This is a genomic window from Rhodococcus sp. IEGM 1370 (genome assembly GCF_033142325.1).
Classification (GTDB): Bacteria; Actinomycetota; Actinomycetes; order Mycobacteriales; family Mycobacteriaceae; genus Rhodococcoides.
In genome coordinates this window covers 236,627-259,321 of sequence record NZ_JAWLRY010000004.1, presented here as the reverse complement: position 1 = coordinate 259,321, position 22,695 = coordinate 236,627, and the positions used below count along the sequence as shown (strand labels likewise).

17 protein-coding genes and 1 pseudogene are annotated in these 22,695 nt (G+C 64.1%); 8 read left to right on the top strand and 10 right to left on the bottom strand.

Annotation, left to right across the window (positions count from 1 at the left end):
• Positions 1-4: 4 nt before the first annotated feature.
• The 4 genes from R4P47_RS09520 to R4P47_RS09505 are packed head-to-tail and all read right to left on the bottom strand — an operon-like array spanning position 5 to position 5,281.
• Positions 5-1,603, bottom strand: coding sequence for an acyl-CoA carboxylase subunit beta (locus R4P47_RS09520; protein WP_317784639.1), 1,599 nt, complete (start codon positions 1,601-1,603; stop codon positions 5-7).
• Positions 1,600-2,748 carry an acyl-CoA dehydrogenase family protein gene (locus tag R4P47_RS09515; protein WP_149407531.1) on the bottom strand — a complete coding sequence of 383 codons (1,149 nt, stop codon included), beginning with the start codon at positions 2,746-2,748 and terminating at the stop codon, positions 1,600-1,602. The genes R4P47_RS09520 and R4P47_RS09515 overlap by 4 nt, the downstream gene beginning before the upstream one ends.
• A complete protein-coding gene (locus R4P47_RS09510) occupies positions 2,745-4,472 on the bottom strand; it encodes an acyclic terpene utilization AtuA family protein (protein ID WP_317784638.1) in 1,728 nt (575 codons plus the stop codon). The genes R4P47_RS09515 and R4P47_RS09510 overlap by 4 nt, the downstream gene beginning before the upstream one ends.
• On the bottom strand, positions 4,469-5,281 hold the full coding sequence (locus tag R4P47_RS09505) for a TIGR03084 family metal-binding protein (protein WP_317784637.1): 813 nt from the start codon (positions 5,279-5,281) through the stop codon (positions 4,469-4,471). Before R4P47_RS09505 ends, R4P47_RS09510 begins: the two co-directional genes overlap by 4 nt.
• A 112-nt stretch (positions 5,282-5,393) precedes the next feature.
• Here R4P47_RS09505 and R4P47_RS09500 point away from each other — a divergent pair, with 112 nt between their 5' ends.
• The 3 genes and pseudogenes from R4P47_RS09500 (at position 5,394) to R4P47_RS09485 (ending at position 9,145) form a co-directional block, all read left to right on the top strand.
• Positions 5,394-6,449 (top strand): endonuclease/exonuclease/phosphatase family protein, encoded by a 1,056-nt coding sequence (locus tag R4P47_RS09500; protein WP_317784636.1) that lies wholly within the window; start codon positions 5,394-5,396, stop codon positions 6,447-6,449.
• Between the two features lie 7 nt (positions 6,450-6,456).
• Positions 6,457-7,188, top strand: a complete 732-nt coding sequence (locus tag R4P47_RS09495; RefSeq protein WP_317784635.1) for an ASCH domain-containing protein — start codon at positions 6,457-6,459, stop codon at positions 7,186-7,188.
• Positions 7,140-9,145, top strand: a pseudogene (locus tag R4P47_RS09485) (DUF222 domain-containing protein). Before R4P47_RS09495 ends, R4P47_RS09485 begins: the two are co-directional and overlap by 49 nt.
• Before the next feature lie 277 nt (positions 9,146-9,422).
• On the opposite strand, the gene R4P47_RS09480 reads toward R4P47_RS09485, so the two are convergent.
• The 4 genes from R4P47_RS09480 to R4P47_RS09465 all read right to left on the bottom strand — a co-directional run bounded on the left by R4P47_RS09480 (position 9,423) and on the right by R4P47_RS09465 (position 14,776).
• Positions 9,423-10,130 carry a DUF4352 domain-containing protein gene (locus R4P47_RS09480; RefSeq protein WP_317784633.1) on the bottom strand — a complete coding sequence of 236 codons (708 nt, stop codon included), beginning with the start codon at positions 10,128-10,130 and terminating at the stop codon, positions 9,423-9,425.
• Between the two features lie 335 nt (positions 10,131-10,465).
• Positions 10,466-12,571, bottom strand: coding sequence for an ArnT family glycosyltransferase (locus R4P47_RS09475; RefSeq protein ID WP_317784632.1), 2,106 nt, complete (start codon positions 12,569-12,571; stop codon positions 10,466-10,468).
• A gap of 102 nt (positions 12,572-12,673) precedes the next feature.
• Positions 12,674-13,351: a class F sortase gene (locus R4P47_RS09470; RefSeq protein ID WP_317784631.1), complete on the bottom strand. Its 678-nt coding sequence runs from the start codon at positions 13,349-13,351 to the stop codon at positions 12,674-12,676.
• Between the two features lie 3 nt (positions 13,352-13,354).
• A complete protein-coding gene (locus tag R4P47_RS09465) occupies positions 13,355-14,776 on the bottom strand; it encodes an ice-binding family protein (RefSeq protein WP_317784630.1) in 1,422 nt (473 codons plus the stop codon).
• A 397-nt stretch (positions 14,777-15,173) separates the two neighbouring features.
• Between R4P47_RS09465 and R4P47_RS09460 the strand changes: the two genes are divergently transcribed.
• On the top strand, positions 15,174-15,929 hold the full coding sequence (locus R4P47_RS09460; RefSeq protein WP_317784629.1) for a TetR/AcrR family transcriptional regulator C-terminal domain-containing protein: 756 nt from the start codon (positions 15,174-15,176) through the stop codon (positions 15,927-15,929).
• 37 nt (positions 15,930-15,966) lie between these two features.
• On the opposite strand, the gene R4P47_RS09455 is transcribed toward R4P47_RS09460, so the two are convergent.
• Both R4P47_RS09455 and R4P47_RS09450 read right to left on the bottom strand, forming a co-directional pair.
• Positions 15,967-17,661, bottom strand: coding sequence for an MDR family MFS transporter (locus R4P47_RS09455; protein WP_317784628.1), 1,695 nt, complete (start codon positions 17,659-17,661; stop codon positions 15,967-15,969).
• Between the two features lie 106 nt (positions 17,662-17,767).
• Positions 17,768-19,057: an MFS transporter gene (locus tag R4P47_RS09450; RefSeq protein ID WP_317784627.1), complete on the bottom strand. Its 1,290-nt coding sequence runs from the start codon at positions 19,055-19,057 to the stop codon at positions 17,768-17,770.
• 92 nt (positions 19,058-19,149) lie between these two features.
• Between R4P47_RS09450 and aroQ the strand changes: the two genes are divergently transcribed.
• From aroQ to R4P47_RS09430, 4 genes are all read left to right on the top strand, one after another.
• A complete protein-coding gene (gene aroQ / locus R4P47_RS09445) occupies positions 19,150-19,584 on the top strand; it encodes a type II 3-dehydroquinate dehydratase (RefSeq protein WP_082899543.1) in 435 nt (144 codons plus the stop codon).
• A 63-nt stretch (positions 19,585-19,647) separates the two neighbouring features.
• A complete protein-coding gene (locus tag R4P47_RS09440; protein WP_317784626.1) occupies positions 19,648-20,400 on the top strand; it encodes a DsbA family protein in 753 nt (250 codons plus the stop codon).
• A gap of 16 nt (positions 20,401-20,416) precedes the next feature.
• Entirely contained in the window at positions 20,417-20,989 is a 573-nt protein-coding gene (locus R4P47_RS09435; RefSeq protein ID WP_317784625.1) for a vitamin K epoxide reductase family protein, read from the top strand.
• Positions 20,990-21,134: 145 nt separating this feature from the next.
• Positions 21,135-22,679, top strand: a complete 1,545-nt coding sequence (locus R4P47_RS09430) for an NlpC/P60 family protein (RefSeq protein ID WP_317784624.1) — start codon at positions 21,135-21,137, stop codon at positions 22,677-22,679.
• The last annotated feature ends 16 nt before the right edge of the window (positions 22,680-22,695 follow it).

The window sequence follows — 22,695 nt, the reverse complement described above, 5'->3', positions numbered from 1 at the left end:
GGCGTCACATCCGGAAGACACCGAAGTTGGCGGTGCCTTCGATCGGGGCGGTGGCGATGGCCGACAGGCACATTCCCACCACCGTGCGGGTATCACGGGGGTCGATGACGCCGTCGTCGTAGAGGCGTCCGGAGAGGAACATCGGAATCGACTCGGCCTCGATCTGGCCTTCGATCATCGCGCGCATTCCGGCATCTGCTTCGGCATCGAAGGCTTGTCCGCGAGCTTCGGCGGCGGCGCGTCCGACGATGGAGATGACACCGGCGAGCTGCGCGCCGCCCATGACAGCGGATTTGCTGGACGGCCAGGCGAAGAGGAATCGCGGATCGAAGGCGCGTCCGCACATGCCGTAGTGGCCGGCACCGTAGGAGGCACCGAGCAGGATCGAGATGTGCGGCACTTTCGAGTTGGACACGGCGTTGATCATCATCGAACCGTGTTTGATCATCCCGCCCTCCTCGTATTCCTTGCCGACCATGTATCCGGTGGTGTTGTGCAGGAACAGGAGTGGGGTGTTGGACCGATTGGCGAGCTGAATGAACTGCGTCGCCTTCTGCGATTCCTCGCTGAACAACACACCGCGGGCATTGGCGAGGATGCCGATCGGATATCCGTGCAGCTCGGCCCAGCCGGTGACGAGAGAACCGCCGTACATGGGCTTGAACTCGTCGAAATCCGAACCGTCGACGATGCGGGCGATGACCTCGCGTGGGTCGAACGGGATCTTCAGATCTGTGGGGACGATGCCGAGCAGGTCCTCGGAATCGGCCAGCGGCTCGATGACCTCGGCGCGCGGCTCGGGGCCCTTCTTCTTCCAGTTCAGCCGGGAAACGATGCTGCGCCCGATGCGGATGGCGTCCTGCTCGTCGACGGCGAAGTAGTCTGCGAGGCCGGACTTTCGGGCGTGCATCTCGGCACCGCCGAGCGATTCGTCGTCCGAGTCCTCGCCGGTCGCCATCTTGACCAACGGTGGTCCGGCGAGGAACACCTTGGAGCGTTCCTTGACCATGACGACGTGATCGGACATGCCGGGGATGTACGCGCCACCTGCGGTGGAGTTACCGAACACCAGCGCGATCGTCGGGATGCCCGCCGCCGAGAGCTGCGTCAGATCACGGAACATGCGACCGCCGGGGATGAACACCTCCTTCTGCGTCGGTAGATCGGCTCCACCGGACTCGACCAAGGAGATCACCGGAAGCCGGTTCTGCGTGGCGATGTCGTTGCCGCGGAACCCCTTCTTCAGCGTCCACGGGTTGCTCGCCCCGCCGCGGACAGTCGGGTCGTTGGCGACGATGAGGCATTCGACGCCACACACCACGCCGATACCCATGACGGTGCTGGCTCCGACGGGAAAGTCGCTGCCCCAGGCCGCGAGTGGGCACAGTTCGAGGAAGGCCGAGTCCTCGTCGATCAGCAGTTCGATGCGTTCGCGGGCAAGAAGCTTGCCACGCTTCTTGTGTCGCTCGACGTACTTCTGACCGCCACCGAGCAGAGCCTTCGAGTGCTCGGCCTCGATCTCGCCGAGTTTGGTGTTCATGGCCTCGACGCTCCCCGCGTACTGCTCCGATGCGGTGTCGAGGGTGGACTTGAGCACGCTCATGCCTGGTACCCCAATCGTTTTGCAGCCAGCCCGGTGAGGATCTCGGTCGTCCCGCCGCCGATGCCGAGGATGCGCATGTCGCGGTACTGCCGCTCGACCTCGCTCTCGCGCATGTAGCCGAGCCCGCCGAAGAGCTGCACCGCTTGATTGGCGACCCACTCTCCGGACTCGACGGCGGTGTTCTTGGCGAAGCAGACTTCTGCGATGAAGTCGCTGTCCTCCAGCATGGACCGTTCGGCGATACTGCGGGTATAGACGCGGGCGATGTCGATCTTGCGGGCCATCTCGGTGACGGTGTTCTGTACGGATTGCCGTGCAATGAGCGGCTTTCCGAAGGTCTCCCGATCACGGACCCACTGCAGCGTCAGATCGAGGCACCGCTGCGCGCTCGCGTAGGCCTGCGCGGCGAGGGCGATGCGCTCGGTGAGAAACGCCTGCGCGATTTGCGCGAAGCCACTGTTCTCGGCACCGACGAGGTTGGCAACCGGGACGCGGGCGTCGACGAACGAGAGCTCCGCGGTATCGGATGCGCGCCAGCCCATCTTGTCGAGCTTGCTGGTGACCTCGAACCCTGGCGTGCCCTTCTCGATGACGAGCAGCGAGACGCCCGCTGCGCCCTCGCTTCCGGTCCGCACCGCGGTGACGATGAAATCTGCTCGGCACCCCGAGGTGATGTACGTCTTCGAGCCGTTGACGACGTAGTGATCGCCGTCCTTGACGGCCTTCGTCCTGAGGTGCCCGACGTCGGAACCGCCACCCGGTTCGGTGATGGCGAGCGAGCCGATCTTCTCCCCCGCCAGCGTGGGCCGCACCCACTTCTCGATCTGGTCGGCGTCGCCCGCAGCCACCAAGTGCGGCAACGCAATTCCACTGGTGAACAGCGATGCGAACAGTCCACCCGACGCACCGGCCTGGTGCATCTCCTCGCAGATCACGACGGCGTCGGCCAGATCTCCACCATCGCCGCCGACCTCCTCGGGAAAGCCTGCTCCGATCAGTCCGAGAGCGGCTGCCTTCTTGTGCAGCTCACGCGGAATCTCGCCGTCGGTCTCCCACTGATTCATGTGCGGGGCGATGTCCTGCTCCACGAAACTGCGCACTGTCTTGCGCAGCTGCTGACGCTCCGGCGTCGTCCAGATACTCATTCGAGTTCTACTTTCTTGTCGGGTCGTTCCGCAGGCTCCACTCCCGCGTAAGCGAGTGTTTCCGGGATGTCGATGTGCCGCGACCGCAGCCATTCACCGAGCCCCTTGGCCTGTGGATCGAATCGGGCCTGCGAGGCGACGCCTTGGCCGAGGATTCCCTCGATGACGAAGTTCACGGCCCGCAGATTGGGCAGTACATGACGCGTGACGGTGAGCGGCTCGGTCTCGGGCAGCATCTGCTTCAGAACCTCGACCGTCAATGCGTTCACCAGCCAGGAGAATTCGTCGTCGGTGCGGACCCAGACCCCGACGTTGGCGTTGCCGCCCTTGTCGCCGCTTCGGGCCGCTGCGATGGTTCCGAGCGGAAGGCGAATGGTCGCCTCGGCCGCTCTGGGTGCAGGCAGCACCGGTTCTTCCACGGGCTCCAGTACCTGCGACTCGGTCGACGGAGCGATGGTGGACTCGGTGCCATCGGCCAGGTGCGCGACGTGCGGCACCTCGGCCGCGTCGACGAAGCCTGCGGTGAACACCCCGTAGGGCGCACCGTTTCCGGGCGGGGCGGTGACCGAGAATCCGGGATAGCTGGCCAGGGCCAGTTCGACTGCTACGGCGGAGAACTGACGTCCGACGGCGTCGGGGTTGCTGTCGCGGGCAACGCAGCGCAGCAGGGCGCTGGCCGTCTCCTCGGTCTCGGCGTCGGGCTTGTCGGTCCGCACCAGGGTCCAGTCGAGCTCGGTGGGGCGAGCCGGGAGCCAGGACTCGAATTGCCGTTGTGCCAGTGCTGCTTTGGCTTCGATATCGAGCCCGGTGAGCACCATCGTGAACTCGTTGCGGAACCCACCGAGTGCGTTGAGCGAGACCTTGTAGGTGGGCGGCGGTGCTTCGCCGGTCACGCCGGTGATGGACACACGATCACTCGACTCCTGCGCCAGGATCGCCGAATCGATCCGCGCGGTGACGTCGGGGTTCGCGTACCGCCCGCCGGTGATTTCGTACAGCAGCTGAGCGGTGACGGTGCCGACGCTGACGGCACCGCCGGTGCCCTCGTGCTTGGTGATGACGGACGAACCGTCGGACTCGATCTCGGCGATGGGGAATCCGGGACGAGCCATGTCCGCGATTTCGGTGAAGAACGAGTAGTTGCCACCAGTCGCCTGCGTTCCGCATTCGATGACGTGTCCGGCGATCACGGCCCCGGCCAACGCGTCGTAATCGGTGGGTGCCCAACCGAAGTGGGCCGCGGCCGGTCCGACGATCACGCTGGCGTCGGTGACGCGCCCGGTGACCACAACGTCGGCACCGGAGTTCAGGCATTCGACGATGCCCCACGCGCCGAGGTAGGCATTTGCGGTCAGCGGGTTGCCGAGGCCGAGTTCGGCGGCTCGGCCGAGGAGGTCGTCGCCGTCGACGTAGGCGATCTTCGCGCCGGAGTCCAACTTTTCCAGTGCCTCGGCCAGGCCTCGGGGATTGAGCCCACCGGCGTTGGCGACGATCTTGACACCCTTGTCCAGCGCCAGTCCCAGGCAGTCCTCTGCCTGCCGCAGAAAGGTTTTGGCGTAGCCACGGGTCGCGTCCTTCATCCGATCGCGGCCGAGAATGAGCATCGTCAGCTCGGCGAGGTAATCGCCGGTGAGGTAATCGAGTTCGCCGCCCTCGAGCATCTCTCGCATGGCGGAGAGGCGGTCTCCGTAGAAGCCCGAACAGTTGCCGATCCGTACCGTCATGCTTGCTCTCGTCCTGACTGTGTCCGTCCGACCCCCGGAGGGCCTGCGAAGGCTTGGGCGATGGTGAGCCAGTGCGCGGCGTCGGTTCCCTCGGCACGGATGTCGAGGGTGTCGCGATGAGCGCGCTGGGTGACGAGGAGGCAGAAGTCGAGTGCCGGACCGCTCACTCGTTGGGTGGCGTTCTCGGGTCCCCAGGTCCAGAGCTCTCCCGACGGTGCGGTGAGCTCGATGCGGAACGGTTCGGAGGGAGGCGTTTGCTGGTTGATCGCGTAGGCGAAATCCCTTGTGCGAACGCCTATGTGTGCGACGCCGCGGATTCGGTCGGTGGCGACGCGGGTGACGCCCACCGCATCGGCGACATCCTGACCGTGCGCCCAGGTCTCCATCAGACGCGCCGTGGCCATGGACGCCGCACTCATCGGGGGTCCGAACCAGTCGATCTTGGTACCCGTCGGAACCTGTGTGAGCGCTTCGTTCATGGCACGGCGTCGAGTACGCCAGGTGCTCAGTAGTTCGGGATCACGCGATTCCTCCTCGGCCGCCTCGTCGACGAAGCCGGTGGGGTTCTCCCATGCCTTCTTCAGCGTGAGAGCGAACTCCTCCTTGGCCTCGACATCGCCGGATGCTCCGGACGTGGTCCGCTCTGCGACGTGATCGGTCCAGGAGAGGTGCGCGATCTGGTGCGCGACGGTCCACCCCGCGGCCGGTGTCGGTGCCGCCCATTGTTCGGGGGTCAGCTCGGCCACGAGTGCATCGAGGTCGTTGCCCTCGGCGCGTAGGTCGTCGACGAGAGAGTCGAGGTCTGCCATGAGCCCAGCTTCACAGGAGGTCCTGAAAAAAGCAAGCACGCATGCTTGTTAATTCGTAACCTCGTGTTCGCTTGCCATCCCTACGGTGGCGAGCGTGAGAATGTCGAGACTTGTGGCTGTCACCGTTACCCTCGCCGTCATGGCCGCCGGTTGTTCCTCTGTGAATCCAACCGCCACGGACCCGGCCCCCGACGAGCCGTCGAGCATTCGGGTGGCGACGTTCAATGCCAGCCTCAATCGGCCGGTGGCCGGGCAGCTGGTGACGGACCTGAGCGGAGAGGACGCCCAGGCCCGCGCGGTCGCCGATGTGATCGCAGCGAATTCACCGGATGTGTTGCTGGTCAACGAGTTCGACTACTCAGGCCAGGACGCGGTGACATTGTTCAACGACAACTACCTCGACGGGCAGTACCCGTATTTCTTCACCGCGCCGGTCAACACCGGAGTCGACTCGGGACTCGATCTGGATAAAGACGGCCAGCTGGGCGGCCCGGGTGATGCGTGGGGGTTCGGGCAGTTTCCCGGTCAGTACGGGATGGTCGTGTACTCGAAGTTTCCGATCGCCACCGATTCGGTACGTACATTCCAGAATTTTCTGTGGAAGGACATGCCGGATTCGCTGCTGCCGCGCGACTACTACGGAGAGGTGTCCGACGCGCTTCGGCTGTCCAGCAAGTCTCATTGGGACGTGCCGATCGACGTGAACGGGAAGACGCTACATGTGTTGGCGTCCCACCCCACTCCCCCGTCCTTCGACGGACCCGAAGACCGCAACGGCAAGCGCAACCACGACGAGATAAGGCTCAGTGCCGATTACATCTCGGGTGCGGACTACCTGTACGACGACAACGGTGTGCGCGGCGGGCTGGAGGACGGAGCATCGTTCGTCATGCTGGGCGATCAGAACAGCGATCCGGTCGACGGAGATTCGGTGGCCGGTGCCATCGCGCAGGTTCTCGACCTTCCGCGGGTGCAGGATCCGGCACCCGGCTCGGCCGAACATGGCACGAACACAGCCGATTTCGCCGACCCTACGCCCGGCGACCTGCGCGTCGACTACGTGCTGCCGTCGGACGATCTGACGGTGATCGACTCCGCTGTTCACTGGCCCTCGGGCACCGAGCACCCGTCGGACCACCGGCTGGTGTGGGTAGACCTCGAAATATGATGGGCGAGTGACCGATCTACCGATTGTCGAATTCGCGTACCCCGGACCGCTGCGGGACAGACTTGTTGCGGCTGTGCTGTCCGGTGAGAAGACCAGCACAGCGAGCCTGTTGATTCAGTACACCGAAGAGGAGCTTCCGAGGGTCGGTGAACGCGGCGCGGTGGTGGATTCGGCCGGAGTCGTGGTGGGAGTCATCGAAACCACGGGTGTCGATATCGTTGCGCTGAAAGATGTTTCGCTCCAACATGCCTCAACGAGGGTGAAGGATACATCGACGTGGCGCACTGGCGAGCCGGGCACGAAGGATTCTGGCACTCGACCGAGGTTCGCGCGGAACTGGGTGATCCACACTTCACAGTCGACGACGACACTCGAGTGGTACTGGAGCGATTCATACTCGTTCCGAAATGAGGCGGATGGCGGGTGGGGATCGATGGCACTGGCCAGCGCGAAGAGGTCGAAGAAACCGAGAGCTCGGGTTCAGAATCCCGGTCGATTCAGCGAGATTCGCGGTGGAGACGGTGACGAACATCGGCATGCCCTACAGGCCGCACAGGGGCTCGGGTGCGACGGCATCAGTCCGGGGAATCGATACCGGGCTCACCTCGAAGGCGGGGTAGTTCTGGCTCGTGATCATCCTGGAGCCCTACGCGGCGTCAGAGTCGAATATTCTGGTCGGTGGCTGGGTGTATGGGCCGTTTCGATCAATCCATCTTCGGCACAACAGAATTGGGGTTGACGAACTTCGCATTCCGCCGTACCATCGAACGTACGTTCTACTTCGAGTCGGAACACGTGCCGGGGGGCGACTACACAGTGATCACATCCAGTTCGACGCGCAGTCGGTTCGCGGCCTATCTCGGGCCGCAACCGAAGCCGTATATCGACAGCACAGTGCTGGGCGAAATTCGCGACGTTGCGATTCTGGAGAATCAGGCTTGCGCTCGCAAGGTCGCTCTGGCCGCAGCTATATGGGACTCGTGCATCCATCAGAACGTGCTCGTCGGTGATGTCATTCAGGACGCGGGCAACTATGCGGCATCTGAAGTTGCACGCGTTCTCGGTTGCTCGAAGACTGTTGCGAACACGTACGCCGAGGTTGGAATGGACCTCCGGCTTCGGCTTCCTACCGTCGCGGCCGCGTTCGAGGCCGGCGAACTCGACCTTGCTCGCGTCCGCGCGATATACCGCTGCACCCACAACCTGACGCAGGACGCGGCGACGGCCGTCCAAGGCGAGGTACTGCACGCTGCCCGACGCCTGTCACCTGGTCCCCTGGTCCCCTGGCGACGGAAATCTGGTCGATCATGTACCGCATCGCGCCCGAGCAAGCCGCCGCTCTGCGTAAGGACTTGGAACGGCACACGAACGTCACGTACACCGACAAAGATGTGCTGTCGACGCTGAAGGCCGACCTCACCGCCGCCGACGCCGCAGCTGCCTGGCAGTTGATCAACGAGATGGCCGCTACCGTCTGCCGTCGAGATCCGCGGAACAAGGGGCAGAAGCGTGCCGCAGCGTATGTTGCTCTGCTGCAGCAGGAGTCGTCGATGGTCTGCATGTGCGAGCCCGATGACGAAAATCCGTGCACGGCCGATACTGTGCATCCTGATCGACGCGCCCCACTGACGGTCATCACCGTCGACCTCGCCACGCTCGCCGGTCTGCTGTCCAATCCTGCCCACCTTGCCGGCCACGGCCCCATCGATGCCGAGTACGCCCGTGAACTCGCCGACAACGCACACTGGCAGATCCTGCTCACCGAAGCCCGCGATCTGGCGGAGAAGCTCGGTTACGGCGAAGACCTGGAGTCACTGATCGACCTCGATACCGATACCGATACCGATACCGATACCGACGGTGGCGCAGGCACTGGGGACAAAGGTGCCGAGAGCAGAGCCGACAGCGGCGGCAGCAGGACGAACAACAGCAGATCGAAAAATGGCCAGAAAAAGCCCAGAGGATCCAAGGTAGGCAAGTCGAGAAACAGCAGGTCCAAGGGCAGCAGTTCGCAGGTGGTGTTTCATCCGCTGGGGCGTGGTCGTCGCCGTGTCGGCGGTATTGCTTTTCGGCACACGCGGGCGCCGAAGTCCGCACAACCACCACGGAACAGCTGTGTCGCCACTCCGTATCGCGGTACTTACACTTTCGTTGCCGAACTCGAAGCAGCGATCGCATCGGATCCAGCTCTCGGGATCGCGCTGTACCCGGACGGGCACGGCGGTCTCGAGCTGCCGCCACCCGGAGCCCTCGTATACCGCCCGACTGTTGCACTGGCGGAACGCATTCGATATCGCGACCGCACGTGCCGGCACCCCGGCTGCGACGTCCCGGCCCAGCAATGCGAGATCGACCACATCGTCCCGTACTTCCATCGCGATCCCTCGTCGGGTGGCTGGACCATCGACACCAACCTGCACTGCCTGTGCCGCTACCACCACAACCTCAAGACGATGGGTCTGTGGACTCCGGTGATGCTCGCCGATGGCGTCGAGTTCTGGGTCTCGAATGCCGGCACTTCAGCGGTTACGGTTCCCGGCACCACGCAACTCGCCGACCTGAGCCACCTGCCCGCCGTCTATCGCAGGCCCAAAGGTCAAGCGATACAGTCAGATACGTCGAGCCTGGAGATCGTCCAGCCGCTGCCCGCGCCGGTACCTACGTCAGCACCGGACGATGATCCTCCGCCCTTCTGACGAATCTTGGGTCAGTACAGAGAAGTTCCACCGCAGTCGAAGTGTCTGCGGTGGAACAACTGTGACTTCTGGGTGTCGCTCCGCTCGGTCGGTGTCAGCCTGTGTGAGCGCTGAGGTCGTACACCGTCGCGCTGCCGACCGCGGTGAAGTTCACCTCGACCCATTCCGTGTCTGCGCCGGTCGGACCTGGTGTCGGGATAGATCTACTGTGTGCCCTGGCGATAGTCAGGATCGCCTCGGTGGAGCAGTGGCGGCCGAGTCACTCGGGTCAAACAGGTTAAGCAAGAGCTACTTTCACTCCGCTGGAGAACATCGAGTCATGTAGCTGCAGCGTGGCGGGAGCGGTTCCTGGTGGCACGTCGAATGCGACCTTCACGTCTATCGAATTGCCGGGATTGATCTCACCCAATACGGCGACCTCGGTGTTCATATACATACCGGACTCGCTGGATGCCCCATACTCGCGGCCCTGCGCATCGCTCATCTTCTGGTTGTCGCCGAAGTAGCTCTGTGGCTTGTCTCCGATGTTCTTCACTCGCATCGTGACGACGATGAACTCGCCCTGCGCGTCCGCGGTCATGTAGGGGTTGTCGGTTGGGTCGCTCACCGTCTTCGCGCTGGCGACAGTGGTGACTTGGAACTCGAACTTCCCGTCGCGGACCGCGCTCCCTGCGGATGCGATGTCCGAAGAGGACTCTGCCGGTGCGCCGGCACCGGAGCCCGTCGAGCCACTGTCGTCCGTTCCCGTCAAACTCACGACAATCACCAGAGCGACGAACACACCAAGCCCGATCAGCAGGCCCTTCCGCAACTTATGCGACTTCTTGGGCGGCTCAGGCGGCTGGTCGCCCCATTCATTGCCGTCCCAGTAGGATTGGCCGGGCCTTCCGCTCGGGTCGGGATAGAAGCCTGCGGGTGTTGCCGGTCTGGGTGTGGTCATGGCCGTTGATGCTTCGCTGACTCGCCGCTGCTTGCGAGGGTCCAAGGTCACTCATCGGCGCGACGTTTGCCACGTACTTCCGCACGAACATCTGGCCACGCCGTCCCGTGATGCGGTTCTGGCATGACCAGTACGGGCGCGATGTGCTTGGTGCCGTCGCCGTCTGGCACTCACCACAGCGTCGAGACGACAGGCCTGTGGATTCGATTCATGCCGGCAGGGGATGTCGTGTTCTGGATGTCCGTGCCGGCACCAATGCCCGGCGACGATCCGCCGGCCTTTCCGATTCCAACAAACGTTGCACACAGAAGTTCCACCGCAGTCGAAGTGTCTGCGGTGGAACAACTGTGACTTCTGGGTGTCGCTCCGTTCGGTCGGTGTCAGCCCGTGTAGGTGCTGAGGTCGTACACCGTCGCGCTGCCGACCGTGGTGGCAGTGAAGTTCGCCTCGACCCATTCCTGGATCTGAGAGGACGTGCTCGCAGAGTCGCCGCCCATGCCTCCGCGCGCCATGCCCCCGCCCATTCCGCCCGAGACGTAGTACGTCACCTCATGATCGGCCACGTACTGAATGAACTCGTCGAGCGACGGCGCAGGATCTCCGCTCCACCCACCGATGGCCATCACCGCCGTGTCGGAGACCAACTCGTAATTCGCAGCCGACATCGAACCGTTCACTGCAGCAGACCATTTCGTGGTCGTCGACTCGAGCAGCGCAGCCAACTCCTCGTTGGACTCACCGCCCATGCCGCCCATGGCCATCCCGCCGCCCACGTTGGTGCCGGCAAAACCGGCCGGAAGATCCGCAGCATCAGCAGGCATGCCCGCATCACCGCCCGACACAGCATCGCCCGACACAGCATCGCTTGGCATCGCGCCCGTCGGCATTCCACCACTGGCCATTCCATCGCTCGACATTCCGCCACTGGGCATTCCACCGCCTGGAATTCCGCCGGGACCGCCGTCGCTGACTGCACCGGTCGGACCTGCGGTGGGAACGGAACCACTGTGCGCGTTCGTCGTCGTGGCGATGGCATACGACGCGCCGCCGCCCAGACCTGCCACGGCTCCGAGGATCAGCGCGGCCGCAGTGAGCTTTCGGTATCGCCCGGCCGCCAAGATCATCACGGCCGAAACGGTGGTTCCCACCAACAGGATCCACTTCAGTGCCGGCAGCCAGTCCGCGTTGCGATGCAACAGCACCCAACTCCAGATCCCGGCTGCGATCATCATCGATGCCATACCGGCTCTGCCCCAGATCGATTCACGCCTGAGCCACAGTGCGTAACCACCGGTTCCGATCAACCCGGCCAAAGCCGGGGCGAGCGCGACGGTGTAGTACGGGTGGATGGTTCCGGACATGTAGCTGAAGATCAACGCCGTCACCAGGAACCAACCGCCCCACAGAATCAGGGACGCACGCAGGAGGTCGGTTCGCGGCGCTCGGCCACGAGCGATCAGCCCGAAGACCAGCGCCACCAGGGCCGCCGGGATGAGCCAGGAGATCTGAATTCCCATCTCGCTGCCGAACAGCCGATCCAGACCGGTCGAGCCGCCGAAGCTGGACCCGGCTGCCCCGGCACTCATCCCCGCCGGAGCCTCCATGCCACCTCCGCCGCTGTTACCGAAGATACGGCCGAGCCCGTTGTACCCGAGCACCAGATCCATGACGGTGTTGTCGGTGGACCCACCGATGTACGGTCGGGCACTTTCCGGCCAGAGCTGGACCGTCACCACCCACCACCCGGCGACAAGCACGAGAGCGGCCGAGGCCCCGATCAGGTGCAGCAATCTGGCCCGCAACTGCGCCTGTCCTGCAACGAGATACGTGAGACCGAACGCCGGCAACACCAGCAGCCCCTGCAGCATCTTCGTGAGGAACGCGAACCCCAGCGCCACGCCGGCAAAAGCGAGCCACATCGCGGCCCGCCTTCCGGCCGCTGTCTGCAGAGATCGCACGACGAAGTAGCCGCCGAGTGTCATGAGGAACACCAACAGCGCGTCGGGATTGTCGAAGTTGAACATCAAGGCCGCCGCCGGCACCGAAGCCAGGGTGAAGCCGGCGAGCAAACCGGCCATGGGGTTCGCGACGCGCTTGACCGCGGCATACACCGTCGCCACCGAGGCGACACCCATCAACGCCTGCGGCAACAGCAGGCCGAAGCTCGAGAACCCGAACAGTCGGGCCGACAGACCCATGACCCACAGCGAGGCCGGCGGCTTGTCCACCGTGATGAAGTTCTCGGAGTCGAGCGATCCGAAGAACCACGCCGTCCAGTCCTTGGTACCGGCCTGCACCGCGGCAGCGTAGAACGTGTTCGCATAGCCGCTTGCCGTCAAATTCCACAGGTACAGCGTTGCCGTGGCCGCGAGCAGAATCAGCAGACCGAGCAGGTGCCGGCGGCGATACCACCACTTGTTCTGCCAGGACGGCTGGCGGGCGTGCGACGGAGGCATCGCGGCCGGTCGGTCGAGTTGGGCAGTCATCGCACATCCTGTTCGTCGAAGTTGTCGACTACGAGAGTGTGCGATGGACCGTCGGCCCGGCTGGGAGCAGCCTGCGAACTTGCTGTGAGCGAAAGAGCTCGTTCAGACGCGATCTGCGTACACGACGATGTTGTCGTCGTAACTCGATATGTCCGAATCGAATTGGCCGCCACAGGTGATCAAACGCAGGCCTGAGTGATCGATGTCTCCGTACACCTTGTCGGTGGGGAAGGCATCCTTCGGATACTGCTCCACCGCGCTGACGACGAACCGGACAGTGTTTCCGTCCTGGCTGACGACGGTGACATCGTCGCCCTGTCGGAGATCGCGGAGCCGGTAGAAGACGCCGGGGCTGCCGTCCCAATCCACATGCCCCGCAACGATCGACGGTCCCAGTTGCCCCGGAACCGGCGACCCGGTGTACCAACCGGCCGGGAAACCGCCCGGGGGAACTTCCATCGTGCCGTCCGGACGCAGACCCAGACCCATCACATCGGAGTCGACGCCGATCGCACCGATCTCGATGCGCGCAGGCGGTGACCCGGCGACCGACGATTCGGCAACAACCTCGTCTGTCGGGGCGACGGCTGCAGGAGCAGAAGAGACCGAAGACGTCGAATCAGTCTGCAGGGGAACGGTATCCGACGGCGTTGCACACCCGGTAACCAGTAACAGCAGCATGAGGAACGCCGCTGCCACCGCCCGCACCACGAACCGATGACGGATCGTGGTGCGGGCGGATTCAGCGAGAGGTCCTGATACCTCGACGGTAGGTCTCACCGATCAGTGCCGACGACGAGTCAGAGTCAGGGCAGAGACCGCACCGACCGCGAGCACGGCCAGCAATGTCCAGATCGCAGCGAACGGCGTTGCGTCAGAGGATGACACAGTGCTGCCGTCACCGGTGTCGACGCCACCGTTCGGGATCTGCGTGATCTGCCCACCCGGGTTGTACGTGCCCGGCTGATCCGGGCCGCTCGGCGTGTTCGGCTGATTCGGAACACCGGGTGTGTTGGGGGTGTTCGGCTGATCAGGCGTGTTGGGCACGTTCGGCTGGTTGGGCACGTTCGGCACGTTCGGCTGGTTCGGCACGTTCGGCTGGTTCGGCACGTTCGGCTGGTTCGGCACGTTCGGCACATTCGGGATACCGGGGATCGCCGGGATCGTGATGCCGGGGACGGGCGGCAGGCCTGGGATCGGGGGTACGTCGATGACGATCGGCGGCGTTCCGCCACCGTCACCCGGGGTACCCGGCGTACCCGGCGTTCCGCCACCGTCACCCGGAGTGCCCGGTGTACCGCCACCGTCACCGTCACCGCCACCGGGAGGAGTCGTGGTCACTGGAGGCGTCGTGGTGACCGGGGGCGTTGTCGTGACCGGAGGCGTAGTGGTCACCGGGGGTGTCGTAGTGGTCGGGGGCGTTGTGGTCGTCGGCGGAACGGTTGCACAGTTCGGGCTGGTGATGCGGTTCGAGTCCAACGTCACGGCACCGTTCCGGGCGAGCAAGCGTCCGTCGACGGTGGCACCGGTGGTCGCAGTGATGGACGCCAGCGCCATGACGGTGCCGACGAACTGGGTGTCGGTGCCCAGTGTCGCGGAGCTGCCGATCTGCCAGAACACGTTGCATGGATTCGCCCCGTTGGTGAGCGATACCCGACTGTTCGAGGCAGTGATCAGCGTCGATGCCGCTTGAAAGATGAACACTGCGTTGGAGTTGCCCTGCGCATCGAGTGTCAGAGTCCCGGTCAGGCCGAGAGTGCCCGAGCCTCCGTACAGTCCGGCCAGGAGAGTCTGCCCGCCGAGTTCGACTCCGACGTCCGCCGGGCCGGTTCGACCGGCCGCGTCGTTGTAACCGACGGTGAGATCCGACTGTGCTTGTGCAGCAACGGTATCGCGGTCGTGGATCACCCCGCCCGTGACCAAGCCGGGCGGAAAGCCGGTGACACTCGGCGGCTCACCCTCGCCTGGACTGACGCCGACGTCGCCGCTGATGGTCGAGGTGCCGGTGTTGGTGACTGTGGAGCCGGCCAGCACAGCGAACGTCTCTGCGGTTCCGAGGCCCACCGTGGTGGGCTGGGCCAGCGCCAGTGGGGCACTGACCAGCATGAGAGCGCTGGTGGCCAGGGCAATTGTTCCTACGAAAGGAACGAGCGTCTTGCTGCGGCCGGTGATGGTGGACGCATGGGTGCGCTGCGGAGCATGCATGGATTACATACCGATCTGCTGGTGGGGGGACGAAGCGGGCGTGCTGCCACGCTTCGTGGGTCACGCATCGATCCCCCGACGAGTTCGATTGCGTTGCAAGTGATGTCGCGACTTTCGACGATGTTCACTGGAATACACCAGGGGCGTCGAGGTCTCGCGGTCTGTGCACTTCGATGGCATCGCCTGCCGGCTTTTTGCAACACAGCGATAGGAGTGAGAAGTAAGCGGAGGCTCTTGGCCCACTCCGCAACTAAGAGTTTCCCCGTATCTCTACGGTGTAGAGCTACAGCACACCACGTGTAGCATCGTGCGTCAAGCGAAATACGTTGGTGAACAACAAGTTTGTTTGACGCTACTTACCGGTCGGTTCACAGCTTTTCGAAAGGGGTGCCAGCCGATGTCCACTACAGACCGATTCGGCCCACACTCCAGGGACAAGATCGACCGCGACTACGTGGTGTCGGCCGCACTGTCCATCGTCGACCGAACCGGACTCGACAGCCTCTCGATCCGCAGCCTGGCGACGTCGATCGATCGCGATCCGATGACGGTGTACCGGTACCTTCCGACGAAGGAAGCCCTGCTCGACGCCATCGCCGATTCGATTCTCAGCCCGCTCGTCACGGTCGACCGAACGGACCCCGACTGGCAGGGACAGCTTCGCTTGTTCGCCCGGCACTATCGGCGTCTTGCACTCGAGCACCCACATGCGGCAATTCTGCTGTCCACTCGCCCACATCGGACGCCGCTCGGGCTGGGCACCACGAGGTCTTTGCGGTCACTCGAAAGCGTGATGGCGTTGATGACCAACGCAGGATTCACCGCACCCGAGGCGTTGTCGACCTATCGGCTGCTCAAATCCTTCCTCCGAGGTCACGTGCTGAGCGAGACCCAGGAAATGACCGAGAACCCGGACGAGACCGGCGACCGTCTCAGCCTGGCGTTGCGCCGACTCCCCGCCGACGAATTTCCGTTGCTGTCCACCTTGCCGCCGCTCATCACCGCATACGACGGTGCTCACGAACTCGAACGAGGCCTGGACGTCCTCTTCGCAGGTCTCGTGATGACCATCGCGCCGGCCGAGGCGATCACCCCCGCCGAATCGGGTCGATCGACCTGCCCGGACATGCCACCACCCCAGCCGTCGCGGTGAAACCCGCCGGCACCGCGGGCGAAACGCTTCACAGCATCTACAGCAAGCCGGGTCCCGCCTCCTGCGCCTTCTCTTCGTCACGCTGCTGCTGCGCCGCAGCCAGACCCGACATCGTGCGCAGCGGAACCTCCTTCAAGAACAGCACCAGCACGAATCCGAGGAGCATCAGGATCGAGACGGCCAGGAAGACGTAGTCCATGGCGTCGGAGAACCCGATGCGGAACGGCTCGGCCAGTGCGGGTTCGAGCTTCTGAATGAACGAACTGTCCTGCAGCGCACTGCCCGCGACGGAGGCGTCACCCGAGGCGATGGCCTGGGCGAAACCGGATTCCAGTGGATCGGAACTGGTTGCGGCGCTCTGCACTGCCTGCTGGAACGCCGGCGTCGAACTCGCGGCAATCAGCGCGTCACCCGTCTTGGGGGTCAGCTGCGTGAACAGCATCGACAGGAACACCGCCACACCCACCGTCGCACCGATCTGCCGGAAGAACGTTGCGGCAGAGGTGGATACACCCATGTCCTTGGGCGGCATCGCGTTCTGGATGGCCAGGGTCAGCGGCTGCATCATCGAACCGAGCCCGAGGCCGAACACGCCCATGACGACCATCGTCTGCCACAGCGGGGTATCGGCGTGCACGTAGTGGAAGACGAACATCGCGATGGCCATCAGTGCAGTACCGACGATCGGAAAGATCTTGTACCGCCCCGTCTTCGAGATCATGCGACCCGAGACGATCGACGCGACCATCAAGGCACCGACGAGGGGCAGGGTCTGGTAACCGGCCAGCGTCGGCGAGGATCCCTTGACCACCTGCAGGTACTGCGGCAGTAGCGAGATGCCACCGAACATGGCCGCACCGGCGATGACGCTGACAGCAATACACAGCGAGAACAACGGGTTTCGGAAGAAACGCATGGGGATCAGGGCGTCGCCGCCCATCTTGATCTCGGCGAGCACGAACGCGATGACGCCGACGATGCCGAATCCGAAGCACAGCAGGGCCCGCGGCGAGCTCCATCCCCACACGCGACCTTGCTCGGCGATGATGAGCAGCGGCACGAGGCCGACGCTGAGAAGCACTGCGCCCCACCAGTCGACGCGCGCCTCGCGGCGGTAGACCGGCAGGTTCAGCACTCGCCACACGACGACGAGCGCGATGATTCCCAGCGGGACGTTGATGTAGAAAACCCAACGCCAGCCGGTGATTCCGAGAATCGACGACTGCCCGGCGAGCAGTCCACCGATGACCGGCCCCAGCACGCTGGACGTCCCGAACACGGCCAGGAAGTAACCCTGGTACTTGGCCCGTTCACGCGGCGGAACGATATCGCCGATGATCGCCAGCGCCATCGACATCAGACCGCCCGCACCGAGACCTTGGATCGCACGGAAGGCAGCGAGCTCGTACATCGACGTCGCGATCCCGCACAGCATGGACCCGACAACGAAGATCGAGATGGCCGTCATGAAGAACGGCTTGCGTCCGTACAGGTCGGACAGCTTGCCGTACAACGGGGTCGAGACCGTCGAGGTGATGAGATAGGCCGTCGTCACCCAGGCCAGAACCGAGAACCCGTTGAGATCGTCGGCGATGGTCCGAACGGACGTCGAGACGATGGTCTGGTCGAGGGCGGCGAGGAACATGCCCATCATCAGGCCCGACAGAATCGTCATGATCTCGCGATGCGAATACTCGCCGGCCGCGGGCTTCACTTCAGGCTCGGTAACCATCTCTTGGATTCACCTTTACGTAGCATTTACTTGTGTCCTACAACGATATTCGGGACACCAGCATGCGCGCAGAACGCCGTCTGTGCAACGGAATAAGGCAGGTGGTCTACTTACGCCTCATCCGGTCCCGCACCTCACGCATCGTGTGCGGGTGAATACCTTCGGCAGCGAGCACTCGACGAGTCTTGCGACGCGTCGACAGGACACCGATGATCGCGACGATCCACACCGGGAACTGCGCGAGCAGCGCCACCCGGAATCCGTCGAAGGTGTAGCCGCCCATCGCGTCGAGAATCCATCCGATCGCCGCGATCACCAACAGCGACGCCAGGAAACCACCGATGTTCACCATCCCCTGCGCTGTGCCCAGATTGGCGCTCGGATTGAACGTTCGCGCGAGGTCGAACCCGATCACCGAACCGGGGCCACCCACCGAGATCACCACCACGAGCAACACCAGCAACCACAGCGGAGCGGGCCCGGGCAACGCCAACACGATCGCCCACATGGTCGCGTTGCTGATCATGATCGCCAGCACCAGCCACGACCGTCGCATCGGATAGCGCCCGGTGAGAACACCAACCACGATGCCCGACGCCACCGCCGATGCCACCGACACCGTCAGCAACGCTCCGGCCGTCGACGCCGACAGGCCCTGTGCCGACGTCAGATACGGAACACCCCACAGCAACGCGAACACCGTGATGGAGAACTGGGTACCCATGTGCGAGAAGAAGCCGAGCCGGGTGCCGGGGCGTCGCCACACCTCGGCGATGGAGGCGAGGGTCTGTTTCAGCGTCGTCGGCTCGAACACGGGGGCAGCTCCGTCGTCGGGGCGATCCCTGACGAGCGCGAGAACCAGTACGAGCGCAAGGAGACCGAGTGCTGCTGCGCTACCGAACGCGAACGTCCAACCGGGTCCGTTCAACAGAATCAGGAACGGGACCGCCGAGAGCACCTGGCCGAGCTGGCCGAGCAGACCGGTCAGCTGCGAGACGATCGGCACTCGCCGCGGCGTGAACCACACCGGCACCAACCGCAGCACCGAGATGAAGGTGAGAGCATCGCCCACGCCGACGAACGCGCGGGCGACCACCGCGACCGGAAGCGACTCCGTCAACGCCAGCGTGATCTGTGCCGACGCCATGATCAGCGCGCCTGCGGCGATCATCTTGCGCGAACCGATGCGATCCAACAGCACCCCAGCCGGGATCTGCATCCCCGCGTAGACGATCACCTGCAGCACCACGAACGACGACAGCAGCGACGGCGACACCGAGAATCGATCCGCCGCACTCAGCCCGGCGACGCCGAACGACGTTCGATGCAGCACTCCGACGATGTAGGCGAAGACGCCGACGCCCCACACCACCCAGACTGCCTTGCCAGTACTCACCGGACGATTGTGTCAACCACGCTGTGGAATAGTCGTAGCCGGTAGTACTCGGAGCGGGCAGTAGTACCCGAAGCAAGAAATGGAGCGACGTCGTGGCCAAGCAGCTGTTGGTGCTCAACGGTCCGAATCTGAACATGCTCGGCACCAGGCAGCCGGAGGTGTACGGCCACGCCACCCTCGCCGACGTCGTCGCCCTGTGCGAGAAGACCGCCGCCGAGCACGGACTCACCGTCAAGGCAGAGCAGTCCAACCACGAGGGCCAACTCATCGACTGGATCCACGAGGCCCGCGGGGTGGCGTCGGGCATCGTCATCAACCCGGGCGGACTGACGCACACCTCGGTGGCGCTGCGCGACGCTCTCGTCATCCCCGAGGTGCCGATCATCGAGGTGCACATCTCCAACGTGCACGCCCGTGAGGAGTTCCGGCACCACTCCTTCGTCTCCCCCATCGCCAGCGGCGTCATCGCCGGACTCGGGATCGACGGATACCGCTTCGCCATCGAAAGACTGGCTGCGCTTATCTGACACAGCTCTCGTTCAACCCAGCTCTCATCTGACACTCAGGTTGTCCTGCATAAACTGGTCGCCGTGAACACGAGCAAGAACGTCTCGAAAGACATCAAGGCCATGCAGAACGGCGACAAGAATCGTCGGACTCTGATCCAGATCGTCGTCGCAGTCGTTCTGATCGCGCTCGTGGCGGCGATTGCCCTCTTCATCGTCAACAAGGATTCGACGTCTGGGGATGCATCTTCCGCCGCAGGCTCCGGCGAATCGACCGGGGCCCAGCTCACTCCCACGTCGGTGACGGAAGACGGTGCCATCCGCTTCGGCAACCCCGATGCCACCACCGTCGTCAGCGTCGTCGAGGACTTCCAGTGCCCGGCGTGCAAGAATTTCGAGGCCATCAGCGGATCGACGTTGCAGCAGCTGGCCGACGCGGGCAATGTCGCCGTCGACTACCGCCCCATCTCCATTCTCGACCGGTTCTCGAACGGAACCATGTACTCCACCCGCGCGGCAAGCGCCGCGATCTGCGTCGCCGAGAACGACCGCGACAACTGGATGTACTGGCACACCGCCATGTTCGAGCAGCAGCCGGCCGAGGGCGGAACCGGACTGACGAACGACGAGCTCGTCGCGATCGCCGCCTCTGCAGGGGCCGACTCCCCCGCCGTCGCGTCGTGCATCACCGACGGCAGCTACACCGATTGGGTCACCACCCAGACACAGTCGGTCCTCGGCGAAGGCATCAACGGAACGCCGAACGTGCGCGTCAACGGCACCGACATCTCCAACCCGACGCCGGAGAACATCCTCGCCGCCGCTGCCGGTAACTGAGCGGCAACCGGTCGCCATGAGGACACGCGCAGGCGCAGTTGTATTCACCGTCTTCAGCGCGCTCGGGTTACTCGCCGCGATGACGCTGACGATCGAGCGATTCAAACTACTCGAGGACGCGTCGTACGTCCCGTCGTGCAGCCTGAACCCGGTACTCTCGTGCGGCTCGGTGATGGTGACGAAACAGGCTGCGCTGTTCGGTTTTCCGAACCCCATCCTCGGCATCGTCGCCTTCTCCATTGCCCTCGTCGCCGGGGTGCTCTGGCTCGGCCGCGTCGAACTACCGCACTGGTTCTGGCTCGGACTGAGTGCAGGCCTGCTGCTCGGCGAGATCTTCGTGCACTGGCTGATCTTCGAGAGCCTGTACGTGATCAACGCCCTGTGCCCCTACTGCATGGTGGTGTGGGCGGTGACGATGCCGTTGTTCGTGCTGGCTCTGAGCCGATTGGTCGGCTCCGGCCCGAACAGCGGCGGTACCGTCGGCCGACTCTTCCTGGAATGGCGCTGGACGCTGCTCGCCGTGTGGTATGCAATCGTCGTCGCGCTCATCGGAATCCGGTTCTCGGACTACTGGGCAACTTTGGTTTGAAAATACTGCTCCGACAACCCTGCATTTCCTTTTGCGAATCTCATGAGTCGAACGTCTGCACCGTGCATGATGGGTGCAGCACCCGAGTGAGACTGATCACAGCTCCTGGCTCGGGGAAGATCGTTCGAGTAGCAGGAGTCGATACATGGCAGGCGATCCATTCGCAGTCATCGTTGCCGTCATCGTGTCCGCCGCCGGTGTAGTCGCCGGAACCGACGCCCCGGCTCCGATTCCCGATCAGGCGGTGCAGGACCAGGCGGCAGACATTGCCGCCAACGCCGAAGATCAGGCGAAGACGATGAGCGATCAGTGGACCGAACTACTGGGCACCATGCCCGAACCGGCCGCCGACATCGCCGACCGCACCCTCTCGGACGCCGCCGAGGGCCTGCACACCGCCGCCGAACCGATGCTCCCCGATCTGCCGACGGTGGAAGACATCGAAGCAGTGGACACAGAAGCAGCAGATACCGCTGACCCTGCCGGTGTCAGTGCCAGTGCCACCGATCCAGCTGCGGCAGCGACAGATGTTGTTGCCGCCGCTCCTGCCGCTCTCGCTGCGGCGGTACCCAGCGCGCCACTGCCGTTCAGTGTGTTCTCCTCGGGCGCTGGGTCGTCGAATGCGGTGTCCACCACCGCAGCCGCGCTCGGTGCCGGTGCCGTTCAATTCGCCGGCCGTACGTACACCGCCGCCGATATCGCCACCCAGACCGCGTTCATGGCGTCGGCCGAGGCCATCAGGCGTGCGCTGTTTCCCGGTCAACCCGCCACGTTCACCGGCATCAACGTGGGCGCGATCGGCTTGGGTGCCGTGGGAGCGATCACCGCCTTCGTGCCGTGGCTGCAGAAGGCGGGCAACATCTGCGGCGGCGTCAAAGCGACCACGATCGCGGCACTGTATGCCGCCGAGAACGGTTTTCGGCACGGCCCCACTGCTCCGGTCTCGAGCACCGGCGCGCAGGGGCCAGGGCAGTTCATGCCAGGAACCTGGGCGACCTACGGCAAGGACTACGACGGCAACGGTGTCACCGACGTCAACAGCATCGGTGATTCGGTGATGGCGTCGGGCACACTGCTGTGCGATATCTACGGGCAGGTCGACGGATGGAAGCGCGAGGGCAAGGTATCCGGTGACACCTTGGATCTGACCCTGGCCGGATACAACGCCGGCGCGGGAGCGGTGCTGCGATCGGGCGGTATGCCCTCTGGCACATTCGATTACGAGACGCAGACCAAGCCGTACGTCTCTCGCATCCGGGCGACCGAAACGCAGTTCGCCGCCATCCTGACCCCGTTCGCCGGACTCGACCTCACCGGAATCGGCGGCCGATCGGTGCAGTTGGCGATGGACTATCTAGGACTTCCGTACGTGTGGGGCGGCGGCAACATCAACGGACCGTCCGGCGGCGGATTCGACTGCTCGGGTCTGACGTCGTATGCCCTCTACAAGGCCTCGGGCGGAAAGGTGACACTGCCCCGAACCTCGGAAACTCAGTGGAACGTGGGCACCGAGATTCCGATGGAAATGGCGCAACCGGGCGATCTGCTGTTCGGTAACTTCGGGCCGGCCGGGCCGGGCCACGTGGCGATCTACATGGGCAACGGCCAGATGGTGCACGCTCCCACCACCGGCGACGTCGTGCGCGTGGCACCGGTGTTCGACGGTATGCGCGCCCGTCACATCGTGTAGGTGCGCGCGTACAGTG

What these genes read in the sequence shown, in the direction of transcription:
- R4P47_RS09515 (WP_149407531.1), bottom strand. Translation starts at nt 2,748, where the DNA reads ATGAGTATCTGGACGACGCCGGAGCGTCAGCAGCTGCGCAAGACAGTG.
- R4P47_RS09475 (WP_317784632.1), bottom strand. Translation starts at nt 12,571, where the DNA reads ATGACTGCCCAACTCGACCGACCGGCCGCGATGCCTCCGTCGCACGCC.
- R4P47_RS09460 (WP_317784629.1), top strand. Translation starts at nt 15,174, where the DNA reads ATGTCCACTACAGACCGATTCGGCCCACACTCCAGGGACAAGATCGAC.
- R4P47_RS09435 (WP_317784625.1), top strand. Translation starts at nt 20,417, where the DNA reads ATGAGGACACGCGCAGGCGCAGTTGTATTCACCGTCTTCAGCGCGCTC.
- R4P47_RS09465 (WP_317784630.1), bottom strand. Translation starts at nt 14,776, where the DNA reads ATGCATGCTCCGCAGCGCACCCATGCGTCCACCATCACCGGCCGCAGC.
- R4P47_RS09505 (WP_317784637.1), bottom strand. Translation starts at nt 5,281, where the DNA reads ATGGCAGACCTCGACTCTCTCGTCGACGACCTACGCGCCGAGGGCAAC.
- R4P47_RS09510 (WP_317784638.1), bottom strand. Translation starts at nt 4,472, where the DNA reads ATGACGGTACGGATCGGCAACTGTTCGGGCTTCTACGGAGACCGCCTC.
- R4P47_RS09520 (WP_317784639.1), bottom strand. Translation starts at nt 1,603, where the DNA reads ATGAGCGTGCTCAAGTCCACCCTCGACACCGCATCGGAGCAGTACGCG.
- R4P47_RS09430 (WP_317784624.1), top strand. Translation starts at nt 21,135, where the DNA reads ATGGCAGGCGATCCATTCGCAGTCATCGTTGCCGTCATCGTGTCCGCC.
- R4P47_RS09455 (WP_317784628.1), bottom strand. Translation starts at nt 17,661, where the DNA reads ATGGTTACCGAGCCTGAAGTGAAGCCCGCGGCCGGCGAGTATTCGCAT.